The sequence below is a fragment of the Allocoleopsis franciscana PCC 7113 genome, assembly GCF_000317515.1.
Lineage (GTDB): Bacteria > Cyanobacteriota > Cyanobacteriia > Cyanobacteriales > Coleofasciculaceae > Allocoleopsis > Allocoleopsis franciscana.
Genome location: NC_019738.1, coordinates 579,477 through 604,971, shown reverse-complemented (window position 1 = coordinate 604,971; position 25,495 = coordinate 579,477). Strand labels below are relative to the sequence as shown.

General features: G+C 47.2%; 14 protein-coding genes and 2 pseudogenes. 7 read left to right on the top strand and 9 right to left on the bottom strand.

The annotated features are described in order from the left end of the window. Window positions 1-12 precede the first annotated feature (12 nt). Window positions 13-1,128 (bottom strand): non-hydrolyzing UDP-N-acetylglucosamine 2-epimerase, encoded by a 1,116-nt coding sequence (gene wecB / locus MIC7113_RS02525; RefSeq protein ID WP_015180606.1) that lies wholly within the window; start codon window positions 1,126-1,128, stop codon window positions 13-15. Window positions 1,129-1,271: 143 nt separating this feature from the next. Beyond that, the gene (locus tag MIC7113_RS02520; protein WP_015180605.1) at window positions 1,272-1,646 is read right to left on the bottom strand and encodes a hypothetical protein; all 375 of its coding nucleotides are present in this window, start codon (window positions 1,644-1,646) and stop codon (window positions 1,272-1,274) included. Window positions 1,647-2,211: 565 nt separating this feature from the next. Here MIC7113_RS02520 and MIC7113_RS02515 point away from each other — a divergent pair. The 3 genes and pseudogenes from MIC7113_RS02515 to MIC7113_RS39420 form a co-directional block, all read left to right on the top strand. Continuing rightward, entirely contained in the window at window positions 2,212-3,531 is a 1,320-nt protein-coding gene (locus MIC7113_RS02515) for a type IV pilus twitching motility protein PilT (protein ID WP_015180604.1), read from the top strand. A 294-nt stretch (window positions 3,532-3,825) separates the two neighbouring features. Continuing rightward, window positions 3,826-4,263: pseudogene (locus MIC7113_RS35850) on the top strand (circadian clock KaiB family protein); the annotation flags it as partial. A gap of 432 nt (window positions 4,264-4,695) precedes the next feature. Then, window positions 4,696-4,971, top strand: a pseudogene (locus MIC7113_RS39420) (circadian clock KaiB family protein); the annotation flags it as partial. Window positions 4,972-4,980: 9 nt separating this feature from the next. On the opposite strand, the gene MIC7113_RS02505 reads toward MIC7113_RS39420, so the two are convergent. Beyond that, the gene (locus tag MIC7113_RS02505) at window positions 4,981-6,528 is read right to left on the bottom strand and encodes a thioredoxin-like domain-containing protein (protein WP_015180602.1); all 1,548 of its coding nucleotides are present in this window, start codon (window positions 6,526-6,528) and stop codon (window positions 4,981-4,983) included. Between the two features lie 33 nt (window positions 6,529-6,561). After that, window positions 6,562-8,436, bottom strand: a complete 1,875-nt coding sequence (locus tag MIC7113_RS02500; protein ID WP_051055543.1) for a hypothetical protein — start codon at window positions 8,434-8,436, stop codon at window positions 6,562-6,564. Window positions 8,437-9,091: 655 nt separating this feature from the next. On the opposite strand from MIC7113_RS02500, the gene psaA reads away from it, so the two are divergent. The 4 genes from psaA (at window position 9,092) to MIC7113_RS32955 (ending at window position 16,963) form a co-directional block, all read left to right on the top strand. Next, a complete protein-coding gene (gene psaA / locus MIC7113_RS02495; RefSeq protein ID WP_015180600.1) occupies window positions 9,092-11,347 on the top strand; it encodes a photosystem I core protein PsaA in 2,256 nt (751 codons plus the stop codon). A 171-nt stretch (window positions 11,348-11,518) separates the two neighbouring features. Further along, window positions 11,519-13,747, top strand: a complete 2,229-nt coding sequence (gene psaB / locus MIC7113_RS02490; protein ID WP_015180598.1) for a photosystem I core protein PsaB — start codon at window positions 11,519-11,521, stop codon at window positions 13,745-13,747. 287 nt (window positions 13,748-14,034) lie between these two features. Next, the gene (locus tag MIC7113_RS02480) at window positions 14,035-15,471 is read left to right on the top strand and encodes a GTP-binding protein (protein ID WP_216596360.1); all 1,437 of its coding nucleotides are present in this window, start codon (window positions 14,035-14,037) and stop codon (window positions 15,469-15,471) included. A 25-nt stretch (window positions 15,472-15,496) separates the two neighbouring features. Further along, the gene (locus MIC7113_RS32955; RefSeq protein ID WP_155897908.1) at window positions 15,497-16,963 is read left to right on the top strand and encodes a HEAT repeat domain-containing protein; all 1,467 of its coding nucleotides are present in this window, start codon (window positions 15,497-15,499) and stop codon (window positions 16,961-16,963) included. A 395-nt stretch (window positions 16,964-17,358) separates the two neighbouring features. Here the strand turns inward: MIC7113_RS32955 and MIC7113_RS02470 are convergent, their stop codons facing one another. From MIC7113_RS02470 to MIC7113_RS02445, 5 genes are all read right to left on the bottom strand, one after another. Next, the gene (locus MIC7113_RS02470) at window positions 17,359-17,739 is read right to left on the bottom strand and encodes a hypothetical protein (RefSeq protein ID WP_041779863.1); all 381 of its coding nucleotides are present in this window, start codon (window positions 17,737-17,739) and stop codon (window positions 17,359-17,361) included. 485 nt (window positions 17,740-18,224) lie between these two features. After that, complete coding sequence (locus MIC7113_RS02460; RefSeq protein ID WP_015180594.1) at window positions 18,225-18,650, bottom strand: hypothetical protein; 426 nt, start codon at window positions 18,648-18,650, stop codon at window positions 18,225-18,227. A gap of 70 nt (window positions 18,651-18,720) precedes the next feature. Next, a complete protein-coding gene (locus tag MIC7113_RS02455) occupies window positions 18,721-20,700 on the bottom strand; it encodes an FHA domain-containing protein (protein WP_015180593.1) in 1,980 nt (659 codons plus the stop codon). A 12-nt stretch (window positions 20,701-20,712) separates the two neighbouring features. Further along, a complete protein-coding gene (locus MIC7113_RS02450; protein ID WP_015180592.1) occupies window positions 20,713-21,258 on the bottom strand; it encodes an FHA domain-containing protein in 546 nt (181 codons plus the stop codon). Between the two features lie 350 nt (window positions 21,259-21,608). Continuing rightward, window positions 21,609-25,226: a WD40 repeat domain-containing protein gene (locus MIC7113_RS02445; RefSeq protein WP_015180591.1), complete on the bottom strand. Its 3,618-nt coding sequence runs from the start codon at window positions 25,224-25,226 to the stop codon at window positions 21,609-21,611. Window positions 25,227-25,495: the final 269 nt, after the last annotated feature.

Sequence of the window (25,495 nt, the reverse complement as noted above, 5' to 3'; positions counted from 1 at the left end):
CTGCTACCTCACTCATAAACTAAAATAATCCTTTACAATTCCCAAAATCCGTTCCGCGGCATGACCGTCTCCAAAGGGATTAATTGCCGTCGCCATCGCTTCATAAGCGCTGGTATCGCTCAATAACTGACTCGCTTCTGCCACAAGGCGATCGGGATTTGTCCCTACTAACTTAGCGGTACCGGCTGCGATCGCTTCTGGTCGTTCTGTTGTTTCTCTTAACACCAGCACAGGTTTACCCAAACTCGGTGCTTCTTCCTGTAATCCCCCAGAATCGGTGAGTAGAAGATAACAACGTGCGATCGCACCGACCAATTCTGCATAATCTAAGGGTTCCGTTAAAAATACCCTAGGATGGTCGCCTAACATCGCTTGCAGGGGTTCCCTCACGGTAGGATTGCGATGCAGGGGCAACAGCAAGGCGGTATCAGGAAACTTATTTAAAATTTGCAGAAACCCTTGACCAATATCTTGTAACGGTTCTCCCCAGTTCTCTCGTCTGTGAACTGTTGCTAAGAGTGTGCGGTACTTTTCCCACTCCAAACCCTTAACCTCACAGGGCGGTTGGCGCTGCGCCACTGTGAGCAATGCATCAATCACCGTATTGCCTGTGTGATGAATCGCTCCGACAATCCCTGATCGTTGCAAATTTTCTACGGCAAGGGGCGTAGGGGCAAAGTTAAGTTGAGCTAACTGAGAAATCAAACGTCGGTTGGCTTCTTCCGGGTAAGGATTCAACAAATCATCGGTACGCAATCCAGCTTCCACATGCCCAACCGGAATTTTTTGATAAAACGCCGCTAAGGTAGCAGCAAAAGCGGTAGTGGTATCCCCTTGAACGATGACTAACTGAGGCTGAACTTCCTCAAAGATAGTTTCCAATCCCCGCAAACTCCGACAGGTAATATCCGTTAGGGTTTGTTTGGTCTGCATAATTTCTAAATCCCGGTCAGCACTTAACTCAAATAACTGCATGACCTGATCGACCATCTCCCGATGTTGACCCGTCAAAATAACATGAGTATCAAAGGCGGCACACTGCCGGAACTGTTGAATCACAGGTGCAAGTTTAATCGCCTCAGGGCGGGTTCCCAGGGTAATGCAAATTGGAATTGGAGATGGGGTCATGAAGAATTATTAAATAAAAAGTCATTCGACAGAATTTAAACATGAAAAAACCCGGATTGGACCGGGTAGCAAAACTGTTGTATTCAAAACTTAATAATGTGATTAAACTTTAACCAACAGTCGCCCGTCAGCCAACCCGATACCTACTTCGTCAAGTCGCAGGTCAGTGGGCAAGCGGCATACACCGATTCGTTTAGAGGGTCTGGGCCACCATGCAGCCAATTTAACCAGTGCACTTCCTCTGGATGAACACCTTTAAAAGTGAGGATTGCTGCTCCGATGACAACCGCTAAAATATTGGCTCCAATCAAGCTTCCTGCCACCAGCAAAACGGCACTAACGGGTAATACGGATTGTAAAGTGATCGCGAGAAACGCCCCAACGGTGACCATTAAAACGATTAACGGAAAACCAACAACCAGTAAGCAAACTCCTAATGTAAACGTCCAAATCAAGAAGCTTTTGAGCATGGCTAAAGAATAGCTCTTTGCTAAGCTCTCACGATTCGTTAATTCCATGATTCTTCCTCCTGTTCTGATTAAAAAAATAATTTACAGAAAAGCCTGTTTATTAATCCTTGGCGGATTGATGTCGTGAAATTCAGTATAGGGAAACTCTCGATTATGATGAGCTGATATTCAAAAAAATTTACATTCAAGCTGAAACATTTGTGGATCAGAACCGTTACAAAAATCGTTACAAAAGTCATGCTTCGAGTGAAACGTAGAAGGGACAATCTCTCTAGAGATAGAGGCATTGATGTATCTAGCGTTACAGACTCTAGCTCAAATAATTTTCTTTGCTAAAAAATCAGGCGGCACGAGGAACGGCTCAACGGGTTGTTCATCTTTACACTTCTTATAACTTTGGGGGGTCACTCTCATAATTGTGCCGTGTCACAGTTGATGGAAAATGAGTGACGATTTACTCTTTTCAATCGCATTCATCTGTAGGAGCTAAATTCAGACAATCGATTTAGTATTGTTGTGAAGGAATGATAACGAACTCTCAAGTTTGGGAAGACTGTAAAGATATAGATATAGTTCGTCGAACCACTTATCCTCGCTAACTCGCAATTGCCATATGACAGACTCACAGCGTCGGCCCATTTCCCCCCCCCCCCCTCCCATGGTTCCACCACCACCGCCACCGAATAATAAGATGGCTGGGGCAGCCGCTTCAGGAACGAAGAACCAGATGGCGACACAAACACTGAGTTCTGCGGCTCCACCCCCTCGCTCAGAACCTTCAGGGCAACAGGCACCCTCTCGTCCTCCGGCAGTACCAGCGTCATCCAATGTTAAAGCTCGGATGCCAGCACGGAGTGTCGGCCCCTCACCAGGACAGCCGACATTGGCGCAATTGGTTCGTTATGCCTATGACAAGGGATTTTCTGACGTTCATATTGGTGTCGGTGAAGCTCCTCGTTATCGCAATCGTGGCGAGATGGAACTAACCAACCACCCAGAAACCGATCAAGCTACATTTCTGAGTTGGTTGCGGGAAGTGCTAACCGACGAGGAAATCCGACGCTTTCATGACCATCTGGAATTTGATGGTGCAACTCAATATGAATTTGCACGGGTGCGGATTAATGTCTTCGACACTCTGCGCGGCCCTGGAATGGTACTGCGACTGATTCCGTTGACAATTTTAACGATTGAGCAACTGCGGTTGCCCCCTGTATTTAGAGATGTCTGTCATTATCATAAGGGTCTGATCTTAGTCACGGGTCCGACGGGGTCTGGTAAGTCCACAACCCTCGCGGCGATGGTGGACTACATGAATAAGGAGATGCCCAAGCACATCATCACCATTGAAGACCCGATTGAATTTGTCCATCAAAGTCGTAAAGCCTTGATTAGACAAAGGGAAGTGGGAATGCATACCCTGAAGTTTGACAATGCCTTAAAGGCATCATTGCGGGAAGACCCCGATGTGATTCTGGTGGGGGAAATGCGGGATAGAGAGACGGTGAATACCGCACTCAAAGCGGCTCAGACGGGTCACTTAGTGATGGGAACGCTGCACACAAACAGTGCGGTTAAAACCCTGGAACGGATTCTGACGCTTTATCCGGCTGAGGAGCAACCGGCCATGCGAGTGGCGATCGCAGAATCTCTAGTAGCTATTATTGCTCAGGGTTTGTGTCGCACTACAGATGGCAAGCGTGCGGCTTTTCACGACATCCTGATCAACACAGAGGCAATTAAGGACTATATCCGCAAGGGTCAATATGATGACATTTCACAACTCATGGATGAGGGTGAATTTGACGGGATGGTCACCATGAACAAATCTCTGTTTAACCTTTATCAGGAAGGGCGGATCACGGAAGAAACCGCCCTAGAAATGTCCCCGACTCAGAACGAAATGGCGATGATGTTACGCGGTCGTATTTAGCGACCTTCACAGGAATCCCCCGCTTGAATCACAAATGGCAGGCGGGGATTCAACTGTAGTCACTGTTACCGTTCGCGCTTAATTGTGAAGACTTCACGCTAAAATAAGCACAAAGGTTTTGAGTAACAACCGCCCCCTTGACCTACCGTGAACAACCGGAAATATGGCGCTTAAGGGTAAGCTCTAATGATTTGAGGGTTTGAGCAAGGAGTAAGGGAAATTCAGGAAGGCGTAAATCTGACACTTCAATACTCGACTCTATTATCCCAAAACCCTAGTCTCTGGCTCTAGTCCTTGAAATTTGACAAACCACTTTTCCCCCAGTTGTTTAAAGGTATTGCCCTATTTACACCGGGAGCCGACTTAATTTATTGCATTGATCCCAAAAAGCAGGGTCATTGGCACATGCATTTGTGTGTGGCTCTGCAAGAAATTTTAGGATTACCGGAACCGCCTCATTTTTTAGTGCCAGGGTATACTGCAACCATTGATCGCTGGCTCGACCCTCGAACCCGACAAATACGAACTTCAGCGGAGATTTACCCGCTCGTGCGTCATCACCAAGCTCTACTCAATGCCGTATTTGGCACCGGCAATCTCGTTTGGCAATTGGCTCCCTGGCAAGAAGGATTATGCGATCCGATCGTTCTGGAGACTTATCGCCATCAGTTCCCCCAACTCTGGGAAGACCATGATTTGATTGTGCGTTTTGAGCGCACTGAGCAATTTTCCTACTCTTATAGCGGAAGTTCCCCCAGCCACCAGCTTAAGCAAGTGCCTTTAGAAAACAAACAGGGCGAAAGCTCTTACCAGGAACATTTAACCTCTTCTCCCAACGAAACTACGCTATCAGAATCCGCTTTAGGATCACAGGCAGAGGCAATTAACCACCAGGCTGTAACACAAGATTACAAGGTATCTCAGGCATTAACGCCTGAACAGGAGAATGTTACAATGGCTGGCTCTGTTAGCGCGAGTGACAGCGTTACGACAGCACAAGCGGGAGGCGATCGCGAAGCGGTGCAGCGTGATCCGTTGGATCACCAGAAGCCTAGCGCTGATCGCATTCAGGAAACGACCAACAAGCCGCCACCTCACCACCCAACCCTAGCGACAGCACACAGCAACTCTCCAGAAATGCCGCCTGATTCATCATTACAACATGCTCAAGGCTACGTATTGCGTTTGTTTGTGTCGGGACACAGTGCAGCCACAGAGTATATCCTCATGAGCTTGCACCAGTTATTAGAGAATTCTCTGCGTCTTCCCTATACCCTGAAAGTCATTGACGTTTTTAAACATCCCGATCAAGCCGAGGCGAATCAAATCTCCGCTACCCCAACATTGCTCAGAGTTTGGCCTCAACCTGTCCGACGCATCGTGGGTGATTTGACAGATGCTGAACGAATCCTACGGATACTTGCTGTTCCAGAAGACTAAATCATCACATTATTGAGTTGAGGAAGAAGTAGGAAGACAAACGTCGGGTGCACACAAGCCTAAAAACTCTAAAGTGGTTACTTCCAGAGTATCGAGAGCAATGCACCGAATGGCATGGTTATTGGTGTCAGCAACGTATAGGTGAGCCGCGATCGCGCTCAAACCGGAGGGTTCCGAGAACCTAGCCTTAATGCTTTGACCATCCTGATGACCGGCCGTTCCCTGCCCTATCATGGTCTGGCAAGTACCCGTTCGCGGGTCAACACGCTTGATTTTATGGTTGTAAGTATCAGCGACCCAAAGGTAATTTTGAGTATATTCCACACCCAATGCGTGTTGCAGGCGGACATCAGCGTCCTCACCATCGACATCGCCAAAACCAAATAATTCGCCACTACCGCAGACGGTTCGTACTGGCAGATGATCCACCAATCCCACAGCTCGAATCGAGCTAACTTCACTATCAGCAATGTATAACTCTCGACCGTCCGTCGTCAGTCCACTAGGCTGGGCAAAAGCCGCCTGATCCGGAGTTCCATCCAGACAAGCTTCTGCACCCGTGCCAGCGTAAGTTCTCAGCCAACCCGTTTCTAGCTGCATTTCCCAAATTTGATGGGAACCCGCCATGGCAATCAAGAGACAATGACCAACTTTCTCCACATCCCAAGGAGAATTCAAGCGTGTTTCTAGAGCTTTTCCACTATGAGGGCGGATGTGATGACTTTGCTCACCCGTACCAGCAATCGTTTTGACCTGCTGGTTTTTGAGATCAACTTGTCGCAGACAATGGTTTTCGGTATCTGCCACGTAGAGGAGCTGATTTTCGCTATCTAAGGTCATTCCTTGAGGGGCGAAGAATTGAGCTTCCTCAAAGGAGCCATCGGTTAAGCCGGGTTTGCCCGTTCCAATTACCTGCTGAACCTCACCACTCAGGCTACTCACCACAATCCGGTGATGGCCAGAGTCAGCAATGAATAAGCGTTCACCTTCTTCATCTGTCAGCACTTTACCCGGAAAAGCCAGGGGGGTCGCTAGGGGTTGTCGCTGCTTTTCTAGCGTCAGGCTAAGTTCCTGAAAATTGATGGTTCCTTTCTCCTGATGTTCGCGGATCACTTGCTCAATTAGCTGATCCAAAACATCTCGATTTCCCTCACCGGATACAGAACCAATCACGTACCCTTCTGGGTCAATCACCATCAAGGTAGGCCAAGCCCGAACGGCATACTGCTGCCAGACATCAAAGTTGTTGTCCACAAGAACAGGATGCTCTATGTCGTATCGGAGTACCGCCTGACGGATGTTTTCAGCCTCTTTTTCCTGGTCAAACTTAGCTGAGTGGATGCCAATAACGGTGAGGCTGTCTTTGTACTTATGTTCTAAATACTTCAAGTCTGGCAGGACATGCAAGCAATTAATGCAGCAGTATGTCCAAAAGTCAAGAACGACCACTCGTCCTTTTAACTGTTTCAGAGCTAAGGGCTGGTCTGTATTAAGCCAGATTCGAGCTTGGGGAAGTTCTGGAGTTCGGACGCGAGAAGTCTTTTTAATGCCTATCATGCCAACTGTGCAATATCTTCATCATTCTTAACGTTATCGAGTCTCAGGAATTGTTTCTTCCCCTAAAGGTAGATCGGTCACTTGTGCCTCTGAGGCTGGTGCTTCCGATTTGGGAGAAGGGGAAACTTCTGGTTGCGAAAGTTTTGGCTCTGGTGTCCCTACAATTTCCGGTAGTGTTGGCGGTAACTCAGAATTTGGAGTTGGAGTTGCTCCATTGGTTGCAGGAGATTGATCACCCTTCAACAGGTCATCAGTTAGGGATTTTTCTGGCTGTATGGGTCGAATCGGGACGGGTGTAATCACCGGAGTAGGCTCTAATTCTGGCTCTGTCAGCTCAGGCGGGATAGTGGGTTCTTCTTCCGACGCTGGGGGTTCAGTTTGTTCCGGTACCACCACGGGTTCCGAAGAGGGAGCGTCTAATACCTCTGGTATGGCAGGCTGTTCGCTGGGTGTAGCCGCCGGACGACGAAAGCGATTGAAGAAACTTCCGAACTTGGGCTTTGGCTCAGTTACAGGTGTAGTAGGAGTTGCTTCTTCCGTAGGAGTCGGTTCTTCTACGGCAGAGGGGGATTCGATGGGAGTTGGTTCTTCTACAGCAGAGGGGGATTCGGTGGGAGTCGGCGATACCTCTGGTTCTGGCATCGGTTCGGTTTCCTCTGGAACTATCACAGGCTCGTTAGTGGGAACCTCTAGTTCTGATTGTTCAGGTAAAGGGCTAGGAGCTACAGATGGACGACGGAAACGATTGAAGAAACTGCCGAACCTGGACTTTGGCTCAGTGACGGGTTCACTCGGAGGTGCTTGCTCTGTGGAAGTTGGTTCTTCTACAGGAGATGGGGATTCGCTCGATGTTGTTGGAGATTCAACAGATGGGGTGGGTTCTGCTAATGGCGTCTCTAATTCAGGAGTTGGTGTTTCTTCAACAGATGGTTCTGTAGAAGGGATGGGTTCTGGCGTAACAGTGGGTAATGGGCTGGGAGCGGGGGTCAGCGTGGGTGTTGTTTGATAGCCGGAAGTTACGATACCACGAGCCGCATCAGCAGAGATTTCGCCGCGCACTAGTTTAGAAAGGGTATCTTTTCCTTTCGGCTCGTAACTAATCAGCCGCACTGTGTTGTTGAAAACATTTTTAACCGGGTTTCCCTGTTCGTCGAGAAACTCTAGCTTCACCCAGTTCTTGCCCCGCTTAAATCCTTTCAGGTAAATCGGTTGCCAGCGATCCAGAACAAAACTTTCTCCGTTGATCGTGACGCGAATACGCCAATCGGCAATATCATCATCAGGATTTTCTTGAGCTACTAAATGCAGAGGGGCGTTTGTCAGGTAGAAGTCGAGCATAATCGGTTCGGCTCCGTAGCTACCTGTCGGGCGACTATAAGTCAGTAAGGGTATGGCTGGCTCTGGGTTGTTATCAGTACTTTTTGTAAAGACGTGAAATGTTGTCTGGGCATAGGCTCCTTCGTTCTTGAAGCTCTCATGCCAAGGACGGGAGGCAAAAACACGCAGGGTATGAGTCCCTGGGGCTAAATCTTCAAAGACAATTGGGTGGTCTAAGTCATAGACGGCTTGATAGGGTTGGTTGTCCAGAATGACATTTAAATGTGGGCCTAAACCTAAATCTGGGTCTTTAAAGAGGGGTAAATCTTGAACCTGAAATTGTACTGAGACGCTTGTGTCTTGAAGAACTTGATCAGCTCTAGGGGTCAAAATCGCGACTTGAGGCTGGTAAGCTTCCAAGCTCTGGCTTAATTTTTGAATGGCTGGGGGTGGCGCTACTTCTGAAAGCTGTCCTGTGAATTGAGGCTTGGCGGCATCGCTGTTCAGAGATGGGGATGTCTCAATACGTGAACTAGAGCTACCCCTGAAGCTGCTACAGCCCACCAATGACCAAGCTAAAACCGCAGCCATTAAGAACGAAACGAGTACTCTCCCAGTTATCCACCAGCGATTTTTACCCACTACACAACCTCCTTTTGCCACTTGCCACCGGCAATCCATCTTAACCGAAGCTGTCCATAGGCGCACTAGGGCGAAATCAGGTTTTATTCCTTGATGAATTTGGGTCGGATTTAGTTAAGCCCTGCGTTAGGTGATAGAACCTTGAGCAACCTGTACAGGAAGATAGATTCTTTCGATTAAGGTGATTTAATTTTGCAATGAAATGCAGGCTGAATCTTATTTGTCAAGGCAGGGGGATTGGGAAAACGCAATGAGGGACTCGGTTTGACACGCTATGACTTTGAATTGTGAGACTCATCGCTAGGAATATTGCGTTTTGTAAATTTTAGGTCAACTACTCTTGACTTTTTTCCATATACTTTTGCATTAAAAGCCTAAGTGGCTCTTGATTTGCTAAGAGTTTGAATTATTGTTAAGCGCTTCCGAAGACTTTGCAGAGGCAGTCCTATCATCAACTACAGAAGGTCTTCCTCTGGAACTACTTCAAGCGGAGATCTGGTTTCCCAGGAAAGCCGCCATAACATCCAAGTGCTTTCCTCGCTTATACACATCCCAATCCCCCTGTGGGGTTTTTCTCGTTCCTTGTCTAGAGAGGAGATTCCTCATGACAATTAGCCCTCCTGAGCGAGAGGCGAAAGCAAGGGTTGTAGTCGATAAAGATCCGGTACCTACTTCTTTCGAGAGATGGGGTAAACCAGGTCATTTTGATCGCACCCTCGCTAGAGGTCCAAAAACCACAACTTGGATTTGGAACCTCCACGCTAACGCTCACGATTTCGATAGTCATACTAGTGACTTAGAAGACGTATCTCGGAAAATTTTCAGCGCCCACTTCGGTCACTTGGCTGTCATCTTTGTATGGCTAAGCGGCATGTACTTCCATGGCGCTCGTTTTTCCAACTACGAAGCTTGGTTGAGCGATCCGCTCCACATCAAGCCAAGTGCTCAAGTGGTTTGGCCTATTGTGGGTCAAGGTATTTTAAACGGTGACGTCGGTGGAGGCTTCCACGGCATTCAAATCACCTCTGGATTCTTCCAAATTTGGCGTGCTGCCGGGTTCACCAACAGCTACCAGCTTTATGTCACGGCGATTGGCGGTCTCGTCATGGCTGCCCTGATGCTATTTGCTGGTTGGTTCCACTACCACAAGAAAGCTCCGAAGCTGGAATGGTTCCAAAATGTCGAATCCATGATGAATCACCACCTAGCTGGTTTGCTGGGTTGTGGCTGTCTGGGTTGGGCGGGTCACCAAATCCACGTTTCTCTGCCGATTAACAAGCTGTTGGATGCTGGTGTGGCTCCAGGAGACATTCCTCTGCCTCACGAGTTCATCTTAGATAGCAGCAAAATGGCTCAGCTGTATCCCAGCTTTGCCAAGGGATTGACTCCCTTCTTCACCTTGAACTGGGGTGAATATGCTGACTTCCTCACCTTCAAGGGGGGTTTGAACCCAGTGACAGGTGGCTTGTGGTTGTCAGATACAGCACACCATCACTTGGCGCTCGCTGTACTATTCATCGTTGCTGGCCACATGTACCGGACTAACTGGGGCATTGGTCACAGCATGAAGGAAATTCTAGAGAATCATAAAGGCCCACTCACTGGAGAAGGTCACAAAGGTCTCTACGAAGTCCTAACCACTTCTTGGCACGCTCAACTAGCCATTAACCTGGCGATGCTGGGTTCGCTGACCATCATCGTGGCGCATCACATGTACTCGATGCCACCGTATCCATACTTGGCAACGGACTACGCCACGCAGCTCTCCATCTTTACCCACCATATGTGGATTGGCGCATTCTGTATTGTGGGTGGTGCCGCTCATGGCGCTATTTACATGGTGCGGGATTACGACCCAGTGGTTAACCAAAATAACCTACTGGATCGGGTGATCCGTCACCGGGAAGCGATCATCTCTCACCTGAACTGGGTGTGTATTTTCCTAGGCTTCCATAGCTTTGGTCTGTACGTTCATAACGACACGATGCGGGCTTTTGGTCGTCCTCAAGATATGTTCTCGGATACAGCAATTCAGCTACAGCCTGTTTTTGCTCAGTGGGTTCAGAACATTCATGCCTTGGCTCCTGGAAACACCGCTCCCAACGCCCTAGAACCCGTTAGTTATGCCTTTGGCGGCGGAATTGTGGCGGTTGGTGGAAAAGTGGCGATGATGCCGATTGCGCTGGGTACGGCGGACTTTATGGTTCACCACATCCATGCATTCACCATCCACGTCACTGTGCTGATTCTGCTCAAAGGCGTACTCTTTGCTCGTAGTTCCCGTCTGATTCCAGACAAGGCTAACTTGGGCTTCCGCTTCCCCTGCGACGGACCGGGTCGTGGCGGTACCTGCCAGGTATCTGGTTGGGATCACGTCTTCCTGGGTCTGTTCTGGATGTACAACTGCATCTCGGTTGTGATTTTCCACTTTAGCTGGAAGATGCAATCCGATGTTTGGGGTACGGTAGCACCGGATGGCACAGTGTCTCACCTAGCGGGCGGCAACTTTGCAACCAGTGCGATCACGATTAATGGTTGGTTACGTGACTTCTTGTGGGCTCAAGCTTCTCAGGTGATCACGTCCTACGGCACAGCTCTTTCCGCCTACGGTCTGCTGTTCCTGGGCGCTCACTTTGTTTGGGCTTTCAGTTTGATGTTCCTGTTCAGTGGTCGCGGCTACTGGCAAGAACTGATCGAATCCATTGTTTGGGCGCATAATAAATTAAAAGTTGCCCCATCAATTCAGCCTCGCGCTCTGAGCATCATTCAGGGACGAGCTGTAGGGGTAGCTCACTACCTCCTGGGAGGAATCGTCACTACATGGGCGTTCTTCCTAGCGCGAATTATCGCAATTGGATAACGTTTCTTTGAATCGATACCAAATTTAAAGTGGGACACGCTCTTTTTGTGTCCCGCCTGTCGAGACCCTTTTAAGACCTGGAACTGTTGTTCCAGGGGGTCGCTCAGACAGAAAATGAGCAGCACCATTGCATAAGCCTCATATGTCAGCGAGGAGGATTTCCTAAGACAGATGGCAACAAAATTTCCTAAATTTAGCCAGGACCTCGCTCAAGATCCGACAACACGTCGAATCTGGTACGGGATTGCTACGGCTCACGACTTTGAAAGCCATGATGGCATGACGGAGGAAAATCTTTACCAAAAGATTTTTGCTTCTCACTTCGGTCACATTGCAATCATTTTCTTGTGGACTTCTGGCCTCCTGTTCCACGTCGCCTGGCAAGGTAACTTTGAACAGTGGATTAAAGATCCGCTCAATATCCGTCCCATCGCCCACGCGATTTGGGACCCTCAATTCGGCGCACCTGCTGTAGAAGCCTTCACCCAAGCGGGTGCGGCTAACCCAGTTGATATTTCCTACTCCGGTGTTTACTACTGGTGGTACACCCAAGGAATTCGGACGAACGGCGACTTGTATCAAGGTGCAATATTCCTGTTGATACTATCGGCAATCTTCCTGTTCGCAGGTTGGCTGCACTTACAGCCCAAGTTCCGTCCGAGCTTATCCTGGTTCAAGAGTGCTGAGTCTCGCCTGAACCATCACCTAGCAGGTCTGTTTGGTGTTAGTTCTCTGGCTTGGGCTGGTCACTTGATTCACGTTGCTATCCCCGAATCTCGTGGACAGCACGTGGGTTGGGATAATTTCCTATCGGTTAGGCCACACCCAGCAGGCTTGGCTCCGTTTTTCACCGGAAACTGGGGCGTTTATGCCCAGAACCCTGATACAACGGGTCATGTATTTGGCACGGCTCAAGGAGCAGGGACAGCCATTCTGACGTTCTTGGGTGGTTTCCATCCCCAGACCGAGTCCCTGTGGCTGACTGACATGGCGCATCACCACTTGGCGATCGCTGTGATCTTCATCGTGGCCGGTCACATGTACCGCACCAACTTCGGCATTGGTCACAGCATCAAAGAGATGCTCAACTCCAAGGCTGGTTTGGTGGGTGGCAAGAGTGAAGGTCAATTCAACCTGCCTCACCAAGGGTTGTATGACACGATGAACAACTCCTTGCACTTCCAGCTAGCATTTGCTCTGGCAGCGCTGGGTGTCATCACCTCCTTGGTGGCGCAGCACATGTATTCGATCCCGCCTTATGCCTTCATGGCTAAGGACTTCACCACCCAAGCGGCGCTCTACACCCACCACCAGTACATTGCTGGCTTCATCATGGTGGGAGCGTTTGCCCACGGCGCGATTTTCCTGGTACGAGACTATGACCCTGAATTAAATAAAGGGAATGTCTTGGATCGGGTTCTACGGCACAAAGAAGCCATCATCTCTCACTTGAGCTGGGTTTCACTGTTCTTGGGTTTCCACACTCTGGGTCTGTACGTCCACAACGATACCGTGGTCGCTTTCGGAACCCCTGAGAAGCAAATCCTGATTGAACCGGTGTTTGCTCAGTTCATCCAAGCCGCTCATGGTAAAGCCCTGTACGGCATGGACTTGCTGTTGTCCAATCCTGATAGCATCGCGACCACTGCATGGCCAAACTATGGCAATGTCTGGTTACCGGGCTGGCTGGATGCCATCAACAGCGGCACCAACTCTCTGTTCTTAACAATTGGCCCTGGCGATTTCCTGGTTCACCATGCGATCGCACTGGGTCTGCACACCACCACCCTGATTCTGGTCAAAGGTGCGTTGGATGCCCGTGGTTCTAAGCTCATGCCGGACAAGAAAGACTTCGGCTATGCTTTCCCTTGCGACGGCCCCGGCCGTGGCGGCACCTGCGACATCTCGGCTTGGGATTCCTTCTACCTCGCCATGTTCTGGATGCTCAATACCATTGGTTGGGTGACCTTCTACTGGCACTGGAAGCATCTAGGTGTTTGGCAAGGCAACGTAGCTCAGTTTAATGAGTCTTCAACTTATCTCATGGGCTGGCTGCGCGATTACCTCTGGCTGTACTCCGCTCAGCTAATTAACGGGTACAACCCCTACGGTATGAACAACCTGGCGGTCTGGTCTTGGATGTTCCTCTTCGGACACCTGGTTTGGGCAACCGGCTTCATGTTCCTGATTAGCTGGCGTGGATATTGGCAAGAGTTGATTGAAACTCTGGTTTGGGCGCACGAGCGCACTCCTCTGGCGAACTTGATTCGCTGGAAGGACAAGCCCGTTGCTCTGTCTATCGTTCAAGGTCGTGTGGTTGGTTTAGCTCACTTCACGGTTGGCTATATCCTCACCTACGCAGCGTTTGTGATTGCCTCGACGGCTGGTAAGTTTGGCTGATGAAGTTGGCTGAATCTTAGCTTTGTAGGTAATTAAATTAAGTCCCCTACCTTCGGGTGGGGGATTTTTTATGGAGTGGGCTGAGTTTTAGAGGTCGCAAAGACAGGAAAGATATCTATCCACAAAATGAATAAATTGATAGAGTTTGTGGAGCAGGCTAGAAATTCAACCTTTAGCATAGAATTAGCCGTCACTAGTAGTTGCAACGGTTTAGCTACTCCTTGCGACTCGTTGTCAGAGGTTTGATTTTGAGCCACTCGATGCCTGAACCTGATTCTTCACATACCATGGATACCGACGAATTCGACAGTGCGATCGCCAGCTTTGAAGAAATTCAGGAAGAACTCAACTACAAACAAGCACAAGACGCACTTCGAGATATTGTGAGTCATCTCGACTTGACCCCACGAGAACAAGCGGGTTTAGAGTTAGAACTTGAGGGCTTAACTACATGGCTTGACAAATTAGAGGATTCATGCATCCAGATTGCCGCCTTTGGCATGGTGGGACGGGGGAAATCATCTGTACTCAATGCCTTATTGGGTACACCCGTATTTGAGACAGGGGCTTTGCATGGCGTTACCCGCAGCAGTCATACGGCGAACTGGCAATTGAGTCAGGAAGCGGTGGGGGATAATGGTCAAGACATTCTGCGAGTTGCCTTACCAAGTAGTATCGGTAATTCCCAAGTTCAGCTAATTGACACGCCAGGAATTGACGAAGTAGACGGTGAAACCCGTGAAGCGTTGGCGCATCAGGTTGCTAGACAGGTAGACTTGATTCTCTTTATGATCGCCGGTGACATGACGAAGGTGGAATTTGACGCCCTCTCCCAACTGCGGAATGTTGGCAAACCGATGTTGCTGGTGTTTAACAAAATTGACCAATATCCCGAAGCGGATCGACAGGAAATTTATCGCAAAATTCGGGATGAGCGAGTGAAGCAATTGCTCTCCCCTGAAGAAATTGTCATGGTTGCCGCGTCCCCCTTGGTTGCTCAAGCGGTGCGACGTACCGATGGTAGTATGAACGTGCAACGGCGTCCGGGAAAACCGCAAGTCGATGAGTTGAAGCTGAAAATTCTGGAGATTTTGCACCGGGAAGGTAAATCGCTGGTAGCCCTCAACTCGATGCTTTATGCCGATGAGGTTAATGAACGGGTGGTTAATCGGAAAATGGCGATTCGGGAGGAGAGTGCCAATCAGATTATCTGGAAAGCAACGATAACCAAGGCCGTTGCGATCGCACTTAACCCCTTAACGGTTGTAGATGTCCTCACTGCCACCATTGTTGATGTGGTGATGATTTTAACCTTATCTCGCCTGTACGGCATTTCCATGACTCAGCAGGGAGCTTTAGGATTATTGCAAAAAATTGCGCTTGGCATGGGAGGGATTGGGGCTAGCGAACTATTGGTGAGTCTAGGACTCGGTTCTCTCAAAAGTTTACTCGGTCTTTCAGCACCGGCAACGGGGGGAATTTCCTTAGCACCTTATGTTTCGGTGGCACTAACTCAAGCCGGGGTTGCTGGTGTTTCTTCGTATGCGATCGGACAAGTGACTAAGACTTATTTGGCAAACGGGGCATCTTGGGGGCCAGATGGGCCAAAAGCCGTGGTAAGTCGCATTCTCTCCTCCCTAGATGAAACCTCGATTCTCAATCGTATTAAAGAGGAATTAGAAGCGAAACTCGATGGACAGCGATGGAAGATGAAAACTCGTTGATGGGAAGTCTAGTCCTGAGTTTATCTTGTCACAACTCCAGTCTAATCTGATTCAACTGATTGATGAAGTCAGTTGGGAAATACAAAATTTTGAGTCAAAGCGATCGCATGTCGTAAGATATATATCACTTAAGAATCGCTATACTCAGGAGCTATTTATGGAAGCATCTCTAATACTGTCAATTCTGGCATTAGTCGGAGTCGGCTTAACCTACTGGTTCCTGCAAGAAAAAATTGAAAAGCAGAAACAACGGTTTCGCAAAAGATTTGAAGAATTAGAAGATAGGCATGAGTCTCGAATTCTAGAAATCATCGAGTCTATGCAAGTCAACTATCAGGTGCAGTTAAAACAGGCTACTGACGAATTAAAGCAACGGTTTGAGGCTCGTCTACAGGCAACAATTAACTCTTTGCCAGAAAATAACCAAACTCAGAGAATCCAAAAAATTGATGAATTAGAAGAAGTATACCAGGCTCAACTACAAGATACAATTGATTCATTAAAAGAAAACGATGAAAATCAACCCTTAGAAAAATCTACAGAAAATACTCTGATTGATTCAGAAGATAATTTAGATCTACCTGTTGTAGAGCCGATTATTCCGGAAATCCAATCCGTAGAAACCTCTTTTGTTAATAATTTACAAGGGGATGAGCCTCTAGAACAAGAGGTCGTAGCGCCATTGACTCCGGAAATACAACCCACTCCCCTAGAAATTCCTTCTGTTAGTACTTCTTCAGCAAATTTTGAACTAGGACAAGAAATTTCAGATCCTTGGAGTGAGGAAACGCAACAGACCCCAATCGAAACTGATGTTGAAAGTATCTCTTCAGCGGTTTTTGAGCCAGAACCAGAGATTGTCGAGTTGTCCATCCAGGAAACACAACCAACCCCCATCGAAACCTCTCCTTTTAGTATTTCTTCAGAGAATATTGAACTTGAAGATGAGATTCGCGCCCAATCCAATCAGGAAATCCAACAGGAAATCGATCAAGCGCTAAAAGAAATTATTGCTGTGATTACTCCTCCAACAGATGCTGAAAATACAGCTCAAAGTGTCAACCCTACTACCAGCAAAAAAACGGAAGATATCACTGAAAAAGTAATAGCAATGGGGAAATCAAATCAAGTGGCTTATATTCCCCAACTCACTGAGTACGTTAGTCATTCCGATAGCCGTATCCGAGAATTAGTTGCATCAACCTTAGGCAATATTGCAGCTACCCAAAGCCAGAAATCAGAAGTTTCAAGAGCAATCCATCTATTAGGAAAATTAAGTCGCTCTCCAGAACCGTCCGTGCGTCAATCTGCTGTTGAAGCTTTAGGAAAAATCAAGAATGAATCCGTGATACCCTATCTCAAACAGGCATTACGAGATGCCAACCCCAATGTAGTGAAATTAGCCAGTACGGCACTCAATAAATTTAAGTTTTATCCCATCAATCAAGGAACTAAACCAACTAAAATGCCTTCAAGAATACTCAAGCGTTAGATTACCGTAAGCCGTTTTTATAGCAATTCTCAGTTCTGTGTATTATAGGTTTAGGGCACGGCATTCGTGCCCCTAAATTATTGCTGTATTCCATCCGATGGAGAACCCCTATATAGTAATCCTATTTGATTTGTGAGAAGTTTTAATAAATCACATAGGCACAGAGAATGCCGAGAGAGTTAGGAGTAATAGCAGTTTCATTTAATGCTGCTACAGATCGAGATCCCCCCTAGCCCCCCTTATTAAGGGGGGAACAAATGGAGGGTTTAAAGTCCCCCTTGTTAAGGGGGATGCGAGGGGGATCTTCTAAATGTTGCACTATTTTATGAAATTGGTATAATATAGAATCGATTACAGATAGATTCCTAACGACGTCAAGAACCAAAATTTTAAAATTAATCGAATAAGCGAGCAATCCAAACAGTAACGATAGTTAAAAGAGAAACACTACAAAATCCCCACAAAGCTGCACTTTTCCAGGTAGAACCAAATCCCAGAATGTAATGTAATATAACGCCTCCTGAACTCCCAACAAGGATGCCCATTACAATGCCTAAAATGATTGATACAGCTAGGGCTTCCTGATTATTTTGGGATTGTCTTAGACGAAAATTTTTTGTTTGTCTCTTTTTATTAATAATTTGATTAATTTGTTCCTTCTTCTGCTGGCGTTTCTCTTCCTCTTGCCTCTCTGGTGTGTAACAAATCTTATGAGCATATAGGGTTTCTGTAATCCAGCCGTCTAAAAATTGACGAGGTACTTCTTTGATAGCCACCTCTAATCTTGTGTTTAATGGGAAATCGCAATAACAGCAAGGTGCAAATGAAGGTTTTTCTAACTTTGTCAAAATATGATGTCCACAGTTAGGACAATTAACAGAATTGCTTGTATCAAATTCAATCCCATGTTTGCAGACGGGGCAACTTGTTCTTGACCTTCCAATTCGGACTTGGCTAACTTGCTTATAACAAGCATGATGAAAAAAACGAACAATAGTTGGTTGCCTAGTTTCGCCATAATCTCTAACAAATTTAAGGGCTTCTGAGCGCTTGAATAATTTACAACAAACTGTACACTTAACCCCCAAGGGATACTTGGTTGAGCAACGGGGACAACGGGAAGCTTTAGAACTAACGGTTCCGCCACATTCAATACACTGTAAAAGACTAGCCATAGGTTTTTCAGGGAGAGAGTCAATAGCCAAAATAATTCTAATTAGGTCAATTTAAAAATATTTTCGATTTAATTATGCCTCCCAAATTATAGCCATTGCCCACCTTTGAAACGCCACCGGGGAAACACAATTCGCATGACCATTTGAGAGGTAATGTAAACTCCTATCCACACTAAGCTGTAGTGAAATATAAACCCATTAATCGGTAATTCTCTGGGTACATTGGGTAAGCCAAATAGCTTCACCACAGCAACAATAAAAATAGCCTCCCAAATTCCAGCCAGGAGTTGAAACGCACCAGGCCAATCCCGATCCCAACGAAACTTCTGGAGGTAGTTATAAAGCACGTCCCAGATTAAACCAAACAGTGCTATATATCCGAGTATCCAGAAGAATTCAGAACTAGCGCCAGGGCCGATAATACCCAAGGAAAAGGGCAATGTGATCAAAACGCCTATCGTAGCTAGTAGTAATAAGCGAGTTTGCCAGCGACCAAATAGAGTAGGAGTCATAGCTCAAGATTGAAGGATTTAGAGATAAAAGATGAATTTTTTTATCTACATCTACTTCGTACTTTTGTGCTTAGGGAGATTGATTGACCACCCATTTTCCCCATTGAAATAAAGAATTGAGTCCGTTCAAACGACGGATTTTAGGTGCCTTGTTGGTCGTCATCGCATCTACGGCCCTGAGTGCCGCATACTGTAAGCCCAAAAAACTATCCACCGCCGCATAAGGGCCACCTAATGTAATTGCCCCTGCCCCATACATCCGACCCTGTGACACCCGCATTTCTACCAATTCAAAATCATTATTTACACTTAGACGCCCTAAAGGATTAAGCGGTAAGTTGTAATGCGTGATAAGGTCATTGAGGAGGGGGCTGGCGGTTGCCTGCGCGTCAAGTCCTGTAGCATCAATAATAAAGTCGGCTTCTAGACGTATTTGTCCTTTAAACTCCTTCTCCTGAATGTAAGTAATAACTCCACTAGACTCACGCTCAACCCGTTCAACTTCTCCAAACTCAATTTTGTACCAGCCTAACTTTAACCCTTGCTCGACAATCCATTGCCAATCGTGGCGAAGAGCGGTTGTTGTGCCACCCCAGTCAGCGAGTAAGCGTTGTCGCTCATGCGGGTCAGCCTTTTCTAGCATCTCTCGCAGTTCCCCACTCCAGCAAGCTTTGGGCCAGTTAAAGGGTTGAAATTCGTAGTGGTGTTCCACCCGTCGTTGGGAGGTGCCAAATTTATTGCCTTGGGGTTTGGGCGATCGCATTAAATGCACTAACCGAATATTCGTGTTCCGTAGCCTTGCTTCATACACTCGTTGTACAATCCGTGATGCCACAATCCCACGACCGCGAATCATCACCGTACCGCCATATTGTTCCAAATATTGATAAACGTGGTCATGAAGTTCGTAAGCATTCACCACTGATTTAAAATCCTGGGTTTTCTCCCGATAGGCTTGCAAATCGGGGAGAAATTTAATCGCCGGATAGCCGGTTGCTAAGTGAACATAACGAGCCACTAAGAAAGCATGGTTACGGTATCCAGTGGTCGTTCGGGAATAGGCGATCGCATAACGTCCATCTGTAGTCTTACGAATCGCCCGGACGCTTCCATAACGAAACATTTGCTCCCAACCAATCCGCTTCACCTCCCGATCCAGGGAAGCAAATACATTCTCGGCACGAGGCGTGTAGGTTTGGGCAAAGGTTGGCTCCGCAAACACCTGCCACAAATACCCTAAAGCGGTTCCCCAATGCCCCCGCACCGCATTGTGCCATGCCTCCCGCACCGCATAGCTAGGCCAACCCCAAATATTATCAGGACAAGAATCTGAATTCGAGCGTAATCGCTCATGCAGGGGAATTTGGGAATTGAGGCAAAGCTGCTTATACCGACTATAGGGCTGGGTCGCAATCCCCAACGCCGCAATCTGAGAACTCCTCACCCCGGAAATTCTCAATAAATCCGCCCAAACAAAGCTACCCAACCCCGCTCCCACGGTTGCATAATCCACTTCTTCCACCGGTAATCCTGTAGCATGAAGGTCTTGTACAGCCACTTCTAATGCTTGAAACAGGGGTGGAGGAAAATTACGAGTAGTGGTTGCCACCGGGATCGCTGGGGGTGGACTCGGATCGGGCAATCCGGTATTCGGGTTAAAGACAATCTGTGAATTCCTGGAAGCGGCAGATAGTTGTGTCCTCGCACCAAAAGCGATCGCAATTTGGTAAGGCCCAACTTGTAACGAATCGCCATGAGCCAACAACGTGCGTCCATTTGTAGCAATACGGTTACCATTGACAAAAGTACCATTGCGGCTATTTTGATCGATGACAACTAACGCGCCACTGTCTGTATCAATCAGCAGATGGAAGCGAGAAACCTCAAGGCTATTGAGAACCATCCGAGAGACAGGATGCCCTTGAATTTGGGCAGGCATGGCATTGAAGTCGCGCCCCAGTGCAATTGGAATACCCAGCGTCGGTTCTCGCCTCTCTCCGGTGGCGGGGTTATCCCAACTCAACTGAATTCGCAAAGGGGCAGAATTCATACTTTCCTATCCCTAATTACTATTGGGCGACATTAAAACACTAGCCGCTGCTGCCAAAGAAGTGCCACACCACTGACAGCCCCACTCCAATTGTTCATAGGGAGAAACTCGGTGGCATTTGGGACACTCCAATCCATAGGAGACAGTACCGGGTGCGGGTTGATTAGCGGCTTGTGAGGGTTGTGGCGGAAGTAGAATGGTTCGCGGAATACCCTGATTCGGCTTGCCAAAAGTAACTGCAACGACTTTGAGTTCGAGTTGTCCCAAAGCAATGATGCTACCCTGCCTTAAAGGGACTTCCGCTGCGACAATTTGCTTGTCATCGACAACGGGAGGATTAGTATGACGGAGGTTCCGCAGGCAAAAAATTTGGGATGAATGATTAAAAAAAATCTCAACATGCAACCCTGAGACGGTGGGGTCACTTAGCACGATGTCGCACTCCTCTGGATTGCGACCCAGCCGAACCGTTCCTGGAGACTTACTAAGCTGTGGGTGACGAATCGTTTCGCGTCTAAGCTGACCAGCTTGGAGCCACTCTAAAATTAATTCACACATAACCCTGAATTTTGAACCTTCTAATAAGAACTCCAACTGATAACTGTAGAATTCCCATTATGATTCTGGCTAGCTAAGCACGAGTTGACCATGGTATGGAATGGAACGTAATATGGATTCCCTAGAATAGACCTGTTACAAAAATACAAAGAACCCCTCCCCAACCCTCCCCGAAACGGAGAGGGAGTAAGATTTCCTCCCCCCGTTTCGGGGGGACTGAGGGGGGTCAATTCGACTTTTGCAAGAGGTCTAATAGACCGGGATGAGATCACTGAAGGCTTAATGAATCACCCCTTCAGGCCATTCCTCCTGAAACTATGTGCAAGTCTTTTTGCCCTTGCTGGCCTATCTCAATCATTCACTGCCCCCAGTGCTTTCAGCGTCGCTTTCTGGGCATCCGTTAAACCCGTGACACCTGTAATGTTCATGCCTTCGTAGGGTTTGGGGACTGGCAGTGTTTTTAGGCAATCACCTGTCTTTGCATCCCAAAGCTTAATCGTCTCATCTTGGCTGGCAGTGGCTATTGTTTGACCATCTAGACTGAAGGCAACTGACCAAACCCAATTGTCGTGTCCCTGGAGAACTTTTAGGCATTCACCAGTACTAACATCCCACAACCTCACTGTTCGATCGTGACTGCCACTTGCCAAGTGTCTACCATCAGAGCTAAACATCACTGAGACCACCATGCTGTCGTGTCCCTGCAAAGTTTTCAGGCATTGTCCCGTAGTGACATCCCAAAACTTCACGGTATTGTCAGCACTACCAGAAGCCAGGATATTATCAGAAGGACTAAACGCAACTGACCAAACCCAACTTTCATGTCCGGTACACGTTCTCAAAAGTTCCCCTGTAGTGCTATCCCATAACTTTACGGTACTATCAGCACTGGCAGAAGCCAGGATATTATCAAAAGGACTAAACGCAACTCTAAACACCCAACCCTGGTGTTCGCTGCAAGTTTTGAGGCACTGCCCTGTTTTGATATTCCAAAGCTTTACAGTATAGTCGCCACTGCTACTTGCCAACGTTTTACCATCAGGACTTATAGCAACTCCCCAGCTCCAAGCCGTATGACCTTGCAAAGTTTTCAGGCACTGTCCTGTCGTAGCATCCCATAACTTGACGCTCGTGTCATAACAGCTAGTTGCTATGATATGACCATCCGGGCTATAGGCAATGGACACAATCCGAGGACTAAGTTCCCGTAAGCTTTTAAGACACTGCCCCGTTTTGGCATTCCACAACCTGAGTGTGCGATCGCCACTGGCAAACGTCTCACCTTGAGGAGATAAAGCGACTGAGTATACTGGGCTGGTTTGCCCGTACACAGTTTTCAGACATTGACCTGTGTTAGCATCCCACAGTCTGAGTGTATAGTCTTCACTACAACTCGCTACAGTTTTGCCATCAGGACTAAAAGCAACCGATGAAACCCGGTTGGTGTGTGCTTGCAGTGTTTTGAGACACTGGCCTGATAAAACGTCCCACAATCTCACTGTCGAGTCTTCACTAGAACTAGCTAAGGTTTTGCCGTCAGGACTAAAGGCTATTGACAACACTCGTTCTGTGTGTGCTTGGCAGACGCGGAAACACTCACCTGTATTGATATCCCAGCAACGTACCAAGCAATCATTACCGCCACTAGCTAGTATTTTGCCATCGGGGCTGAAGGCAACTGACTGAACTTGGTTGTTATCACTCTGGAATGTTTTTAGGCATTGTCCTGTACTGACATCCCATAGCTTCATCGTATTGTCAGCACCGCTACTGGCTAAAGTCCGACCTTGAGGACTGAACGCAACTGACCACACTTGACCTAAGTGTGCTTGCCACATCTTTAAGCATTGTCCAGTGTTCAAATCCCAACAGCGTAAAGTTCCGTCACCACTGCCACTTGCTAGGCTATGACCATCTGGGCTGAAAGCAACTGACCATGCATTGCCGATATGTCCTGGCAACACGTTAAGACATTGTCCAGTGCTGCAATCCCATAACTTCACAGTACCGTCTGCACTACCACTGGCGAGCATTCGGCTATCTGGGCTGAAGACCACAGAAAACACTAAACTAGTGTGTCCTTTGTTAGTTATTAATAGCTGAGTTTCTGGGAGTTGCCATAAGTGAATCTCACCATTTGTACCGCCCATTGCTAGCAGCTTTCCATTTGGACTAATAGCAACTGACAAGCCACTACCAAAGTTCTCAGCAAAAACAGACGTAGCTAAATCAGCACCAGCAAAGTTTATTTGATGTAAATTTACATCTTGTAAATAAGCTTGCCAAACTGTTAAATTAGAAAAATCCCAGCCACTTAAATCGGTCTGTATATGCCGCAGGAGATTAATAACATTACCAGCCGCATATCCGGTTTCTCGTGCTGGCTTTCCTCGCAGGGATGCAAGAATGAGATTGAGCTGATTTTCTAGCGATCGCTGGCTTTCAAAACTGGAGAGCAGTCGCTTAGCAATGGGGCTGAGGATGAGGCGAGATTGAGTATCCCTCACATAGTCTTTTGCTTGGGCTTTTAGCAAGGCATGGCTCTTTAAAAGGTCAAGCTTAGTAGTAATTATCTCTTGGCATATCTGTTCGATTAACTGTTGTGTCATGTATTCCATGACAACAGGTTGTTGGGTGAAGCCGTCTGAGTTTTTTTCAATAAGCGCTCGCCTCGCAAGAGAAGCAAAAGCCTCTAAGAGTTCAGTTGGTGAGAGTTCTCTTACTAAATCTTTATGCAATCCTAAGAAAGAAACTGGCTCTCGATTGATAGCAAGCCAGTACATTAGCTCTTTTTCTAAATCAGATAGGCGATTAAACTGCCTGTCTAATAGATTACGAATATCATCAAAGACTAACGTACCTTGGGTTAATAATTCTAAGAATTTAGAAACACTACTATCAAATAAATCCCGAATGACTGAAGCTACCATTTTTAATGCCAAGGGATTTCCCGCATAGTGTTCGATCAGAACATTCCATTCGGATTCTGACCCAGAAAAATCACCCTTGACCTGAAAAATTTTCTGTCCTACTACTGAGGACAAACCAGGCAGTTGTAATGAGCGAACAGGTAAGGTTTTACCTTCCTGTGTTGTTAGTTCTTTTGGTTTTTCCCGGCTGGTTAAGACGAGAGTACTTTTATGGGGTGTTTCTGCCAGACATCTGAGGAGTTGACCATAACCCTCATATCCTTCTCGATAGCCACCCTTGCAATCGCTGTCACGCAAAATTGATTCGGCATTATCGAGAACCACAAGACAGCGAGAAGCTCGTAAATATCCAAGTAGTTGCGAGATTCTACCGTCTACTGTATCCGGAAAAACAGCTTCCTTTTGCTGGGATAGGAATTGAATCAGATTTGCTAGAAGGTCGAGTATGGGTGGAGCGTTTCGCAGACTTCGCCAGATGACATAATCAAAATGCTCCTGAATGCGTTCTGCTATCTTGACGGAAATCGCAGTTTTGCCAATGCCGCCCATACCGAATACCATCACTAAGCGGCAGCGATCGCGCACAATCCACTGCTCTAACTTGGCTAGTTCTTCGGCACGTCCATAGAAATCAGAGACATCGATCGCTTCTCCCCAATCTTGACACCTATTGGCAGTCGCTCCTTCAGCAGCGATCGAGTGAGTAGTAGCGTCACTTGCATAGGTTTGAGTATTTCTACTGTCATTAGTAGGCTTACTGTTTGATGGGACTACGACGACTGGCACCTGTCGTGCCTTTCGCCGCAGGACTGATTGAACATTACTCTTAGTGACCTTTTCTCCAAATACCCGACTCAGTAGTTGCCACAACTGGAAGCCAACAAACTTGATGTACTCCGCCTCATAACCAGCATTTTTAGCAATCTCTGGATAAGAGCGCCCTTCCCAAGTCTGCCGAAACACTAGTTCTTGAACATCGTTGAGATGCTCTGGTTGAAGAACGGAGTCTAAAAAAAGGAGGGCTTCGTCAACTGTCATCTATTCACAAATCTTAACATTTCCAATCTGCTAGAGCAAATCGGAGTTTCTGGACTATCCCCCCCTTGGGTTGGGCTGTAGAAGCGCCCGAACTAGAGGGGTAATGGGCTGTTCCCCTAATTTTTAGTATAACGACGCAGCCAAAATACTAACTATTTATAACCTTTTCTCACAGACGCAATAGCAATGTCCGGGTTATTACTGAATCAGGGTGGATTGAAGTCATTTATCTCACACATTTGAATTTAGTTTGTAAAGAATTGGAAAGG

Coding starts and splice junctions, on each gene's coding strand:
- wecB (WP_015180606.1), bottom strand. CDS start 1,128: ATGACCCCATCTCCAATTCCAATTTGCATTACCCTGGGAACCCGCCCT.
- MIC7113_RS02445 (WP_015180591.1), bottom strand. CDS start 25,226: ATGACAGTTGACGAAGCCCTCCTTTTTTTAGACTCCGTTCTTCAACCA.
- MIC7113_RS02505 (WP_015180602.1), bottom strand. CDS start 6,528: ATGATAGGCATTAAAAAGACTTCTCGCGTCCGAACTCCAGAACTTCCC.
- psaB (WP_015180598.1), top strand. CDS start 11,519: ATGGCAACAAAATTTCCTAAATTTAGCCAGGACCTCGCTCAAGATCCG.
- MIC7113_RS02480 (WP_216596360.1), top strand. CDS start 14,035: ATGGATACCGACGAATTCGACAGTGCGATCGCCAGCTTTGAAGAAATT.
- MIC7113_RS02515 (WP_015180604.1), top strand. CDS start 2,212: ATGACAGACTCACAGCGTCGGCCCATTTCCCCCCCCCCCCCTCCCATG.
- MIC7113_RS02460 (WP_015180594.1), bottom strand. CDS start 18,650: ATGACTCCTACTCTATTTGGTCGCTGGCAAACTCGCTTATTACTACTA.
- MIC7113_RS02450 (WP_015180592.1), bottom strand. CDS start 21,258: ATGTGTGAATTAATTTTAGAGTGGCTCCAAGCTGGTCAGCTTAGACGC.
- MIC7113_RS02455 (WP_015180593.1), bottom strand. CDS start 20,700: ATGAATTCTGCCCCTTTGCGAATTCAGTTGAGTTGGGATAACCCCGCC.
- MIC7113_RS02520 (WP_015180605.1), bottom strand. CDS start 1,646: ATGGAATTAACGAATCGTGAGAGCTTAGCAAAGAGCTATTCTTTAGCC.
- psaA (WP_015180600.1), top strand. CDS start 9,092: ATGACAATTAGCCCTCCTGAGCGAGAGGCGAAAGCAAGGGTTGTAGTC.
- MIC7113_RS02500 (WP_051055543.1), bottom strand. CDS start 8,436: ATGGCTGCGGTTTTAGCTTGGTCATTGGTGGGCTGTAGCAGCTTCAGG.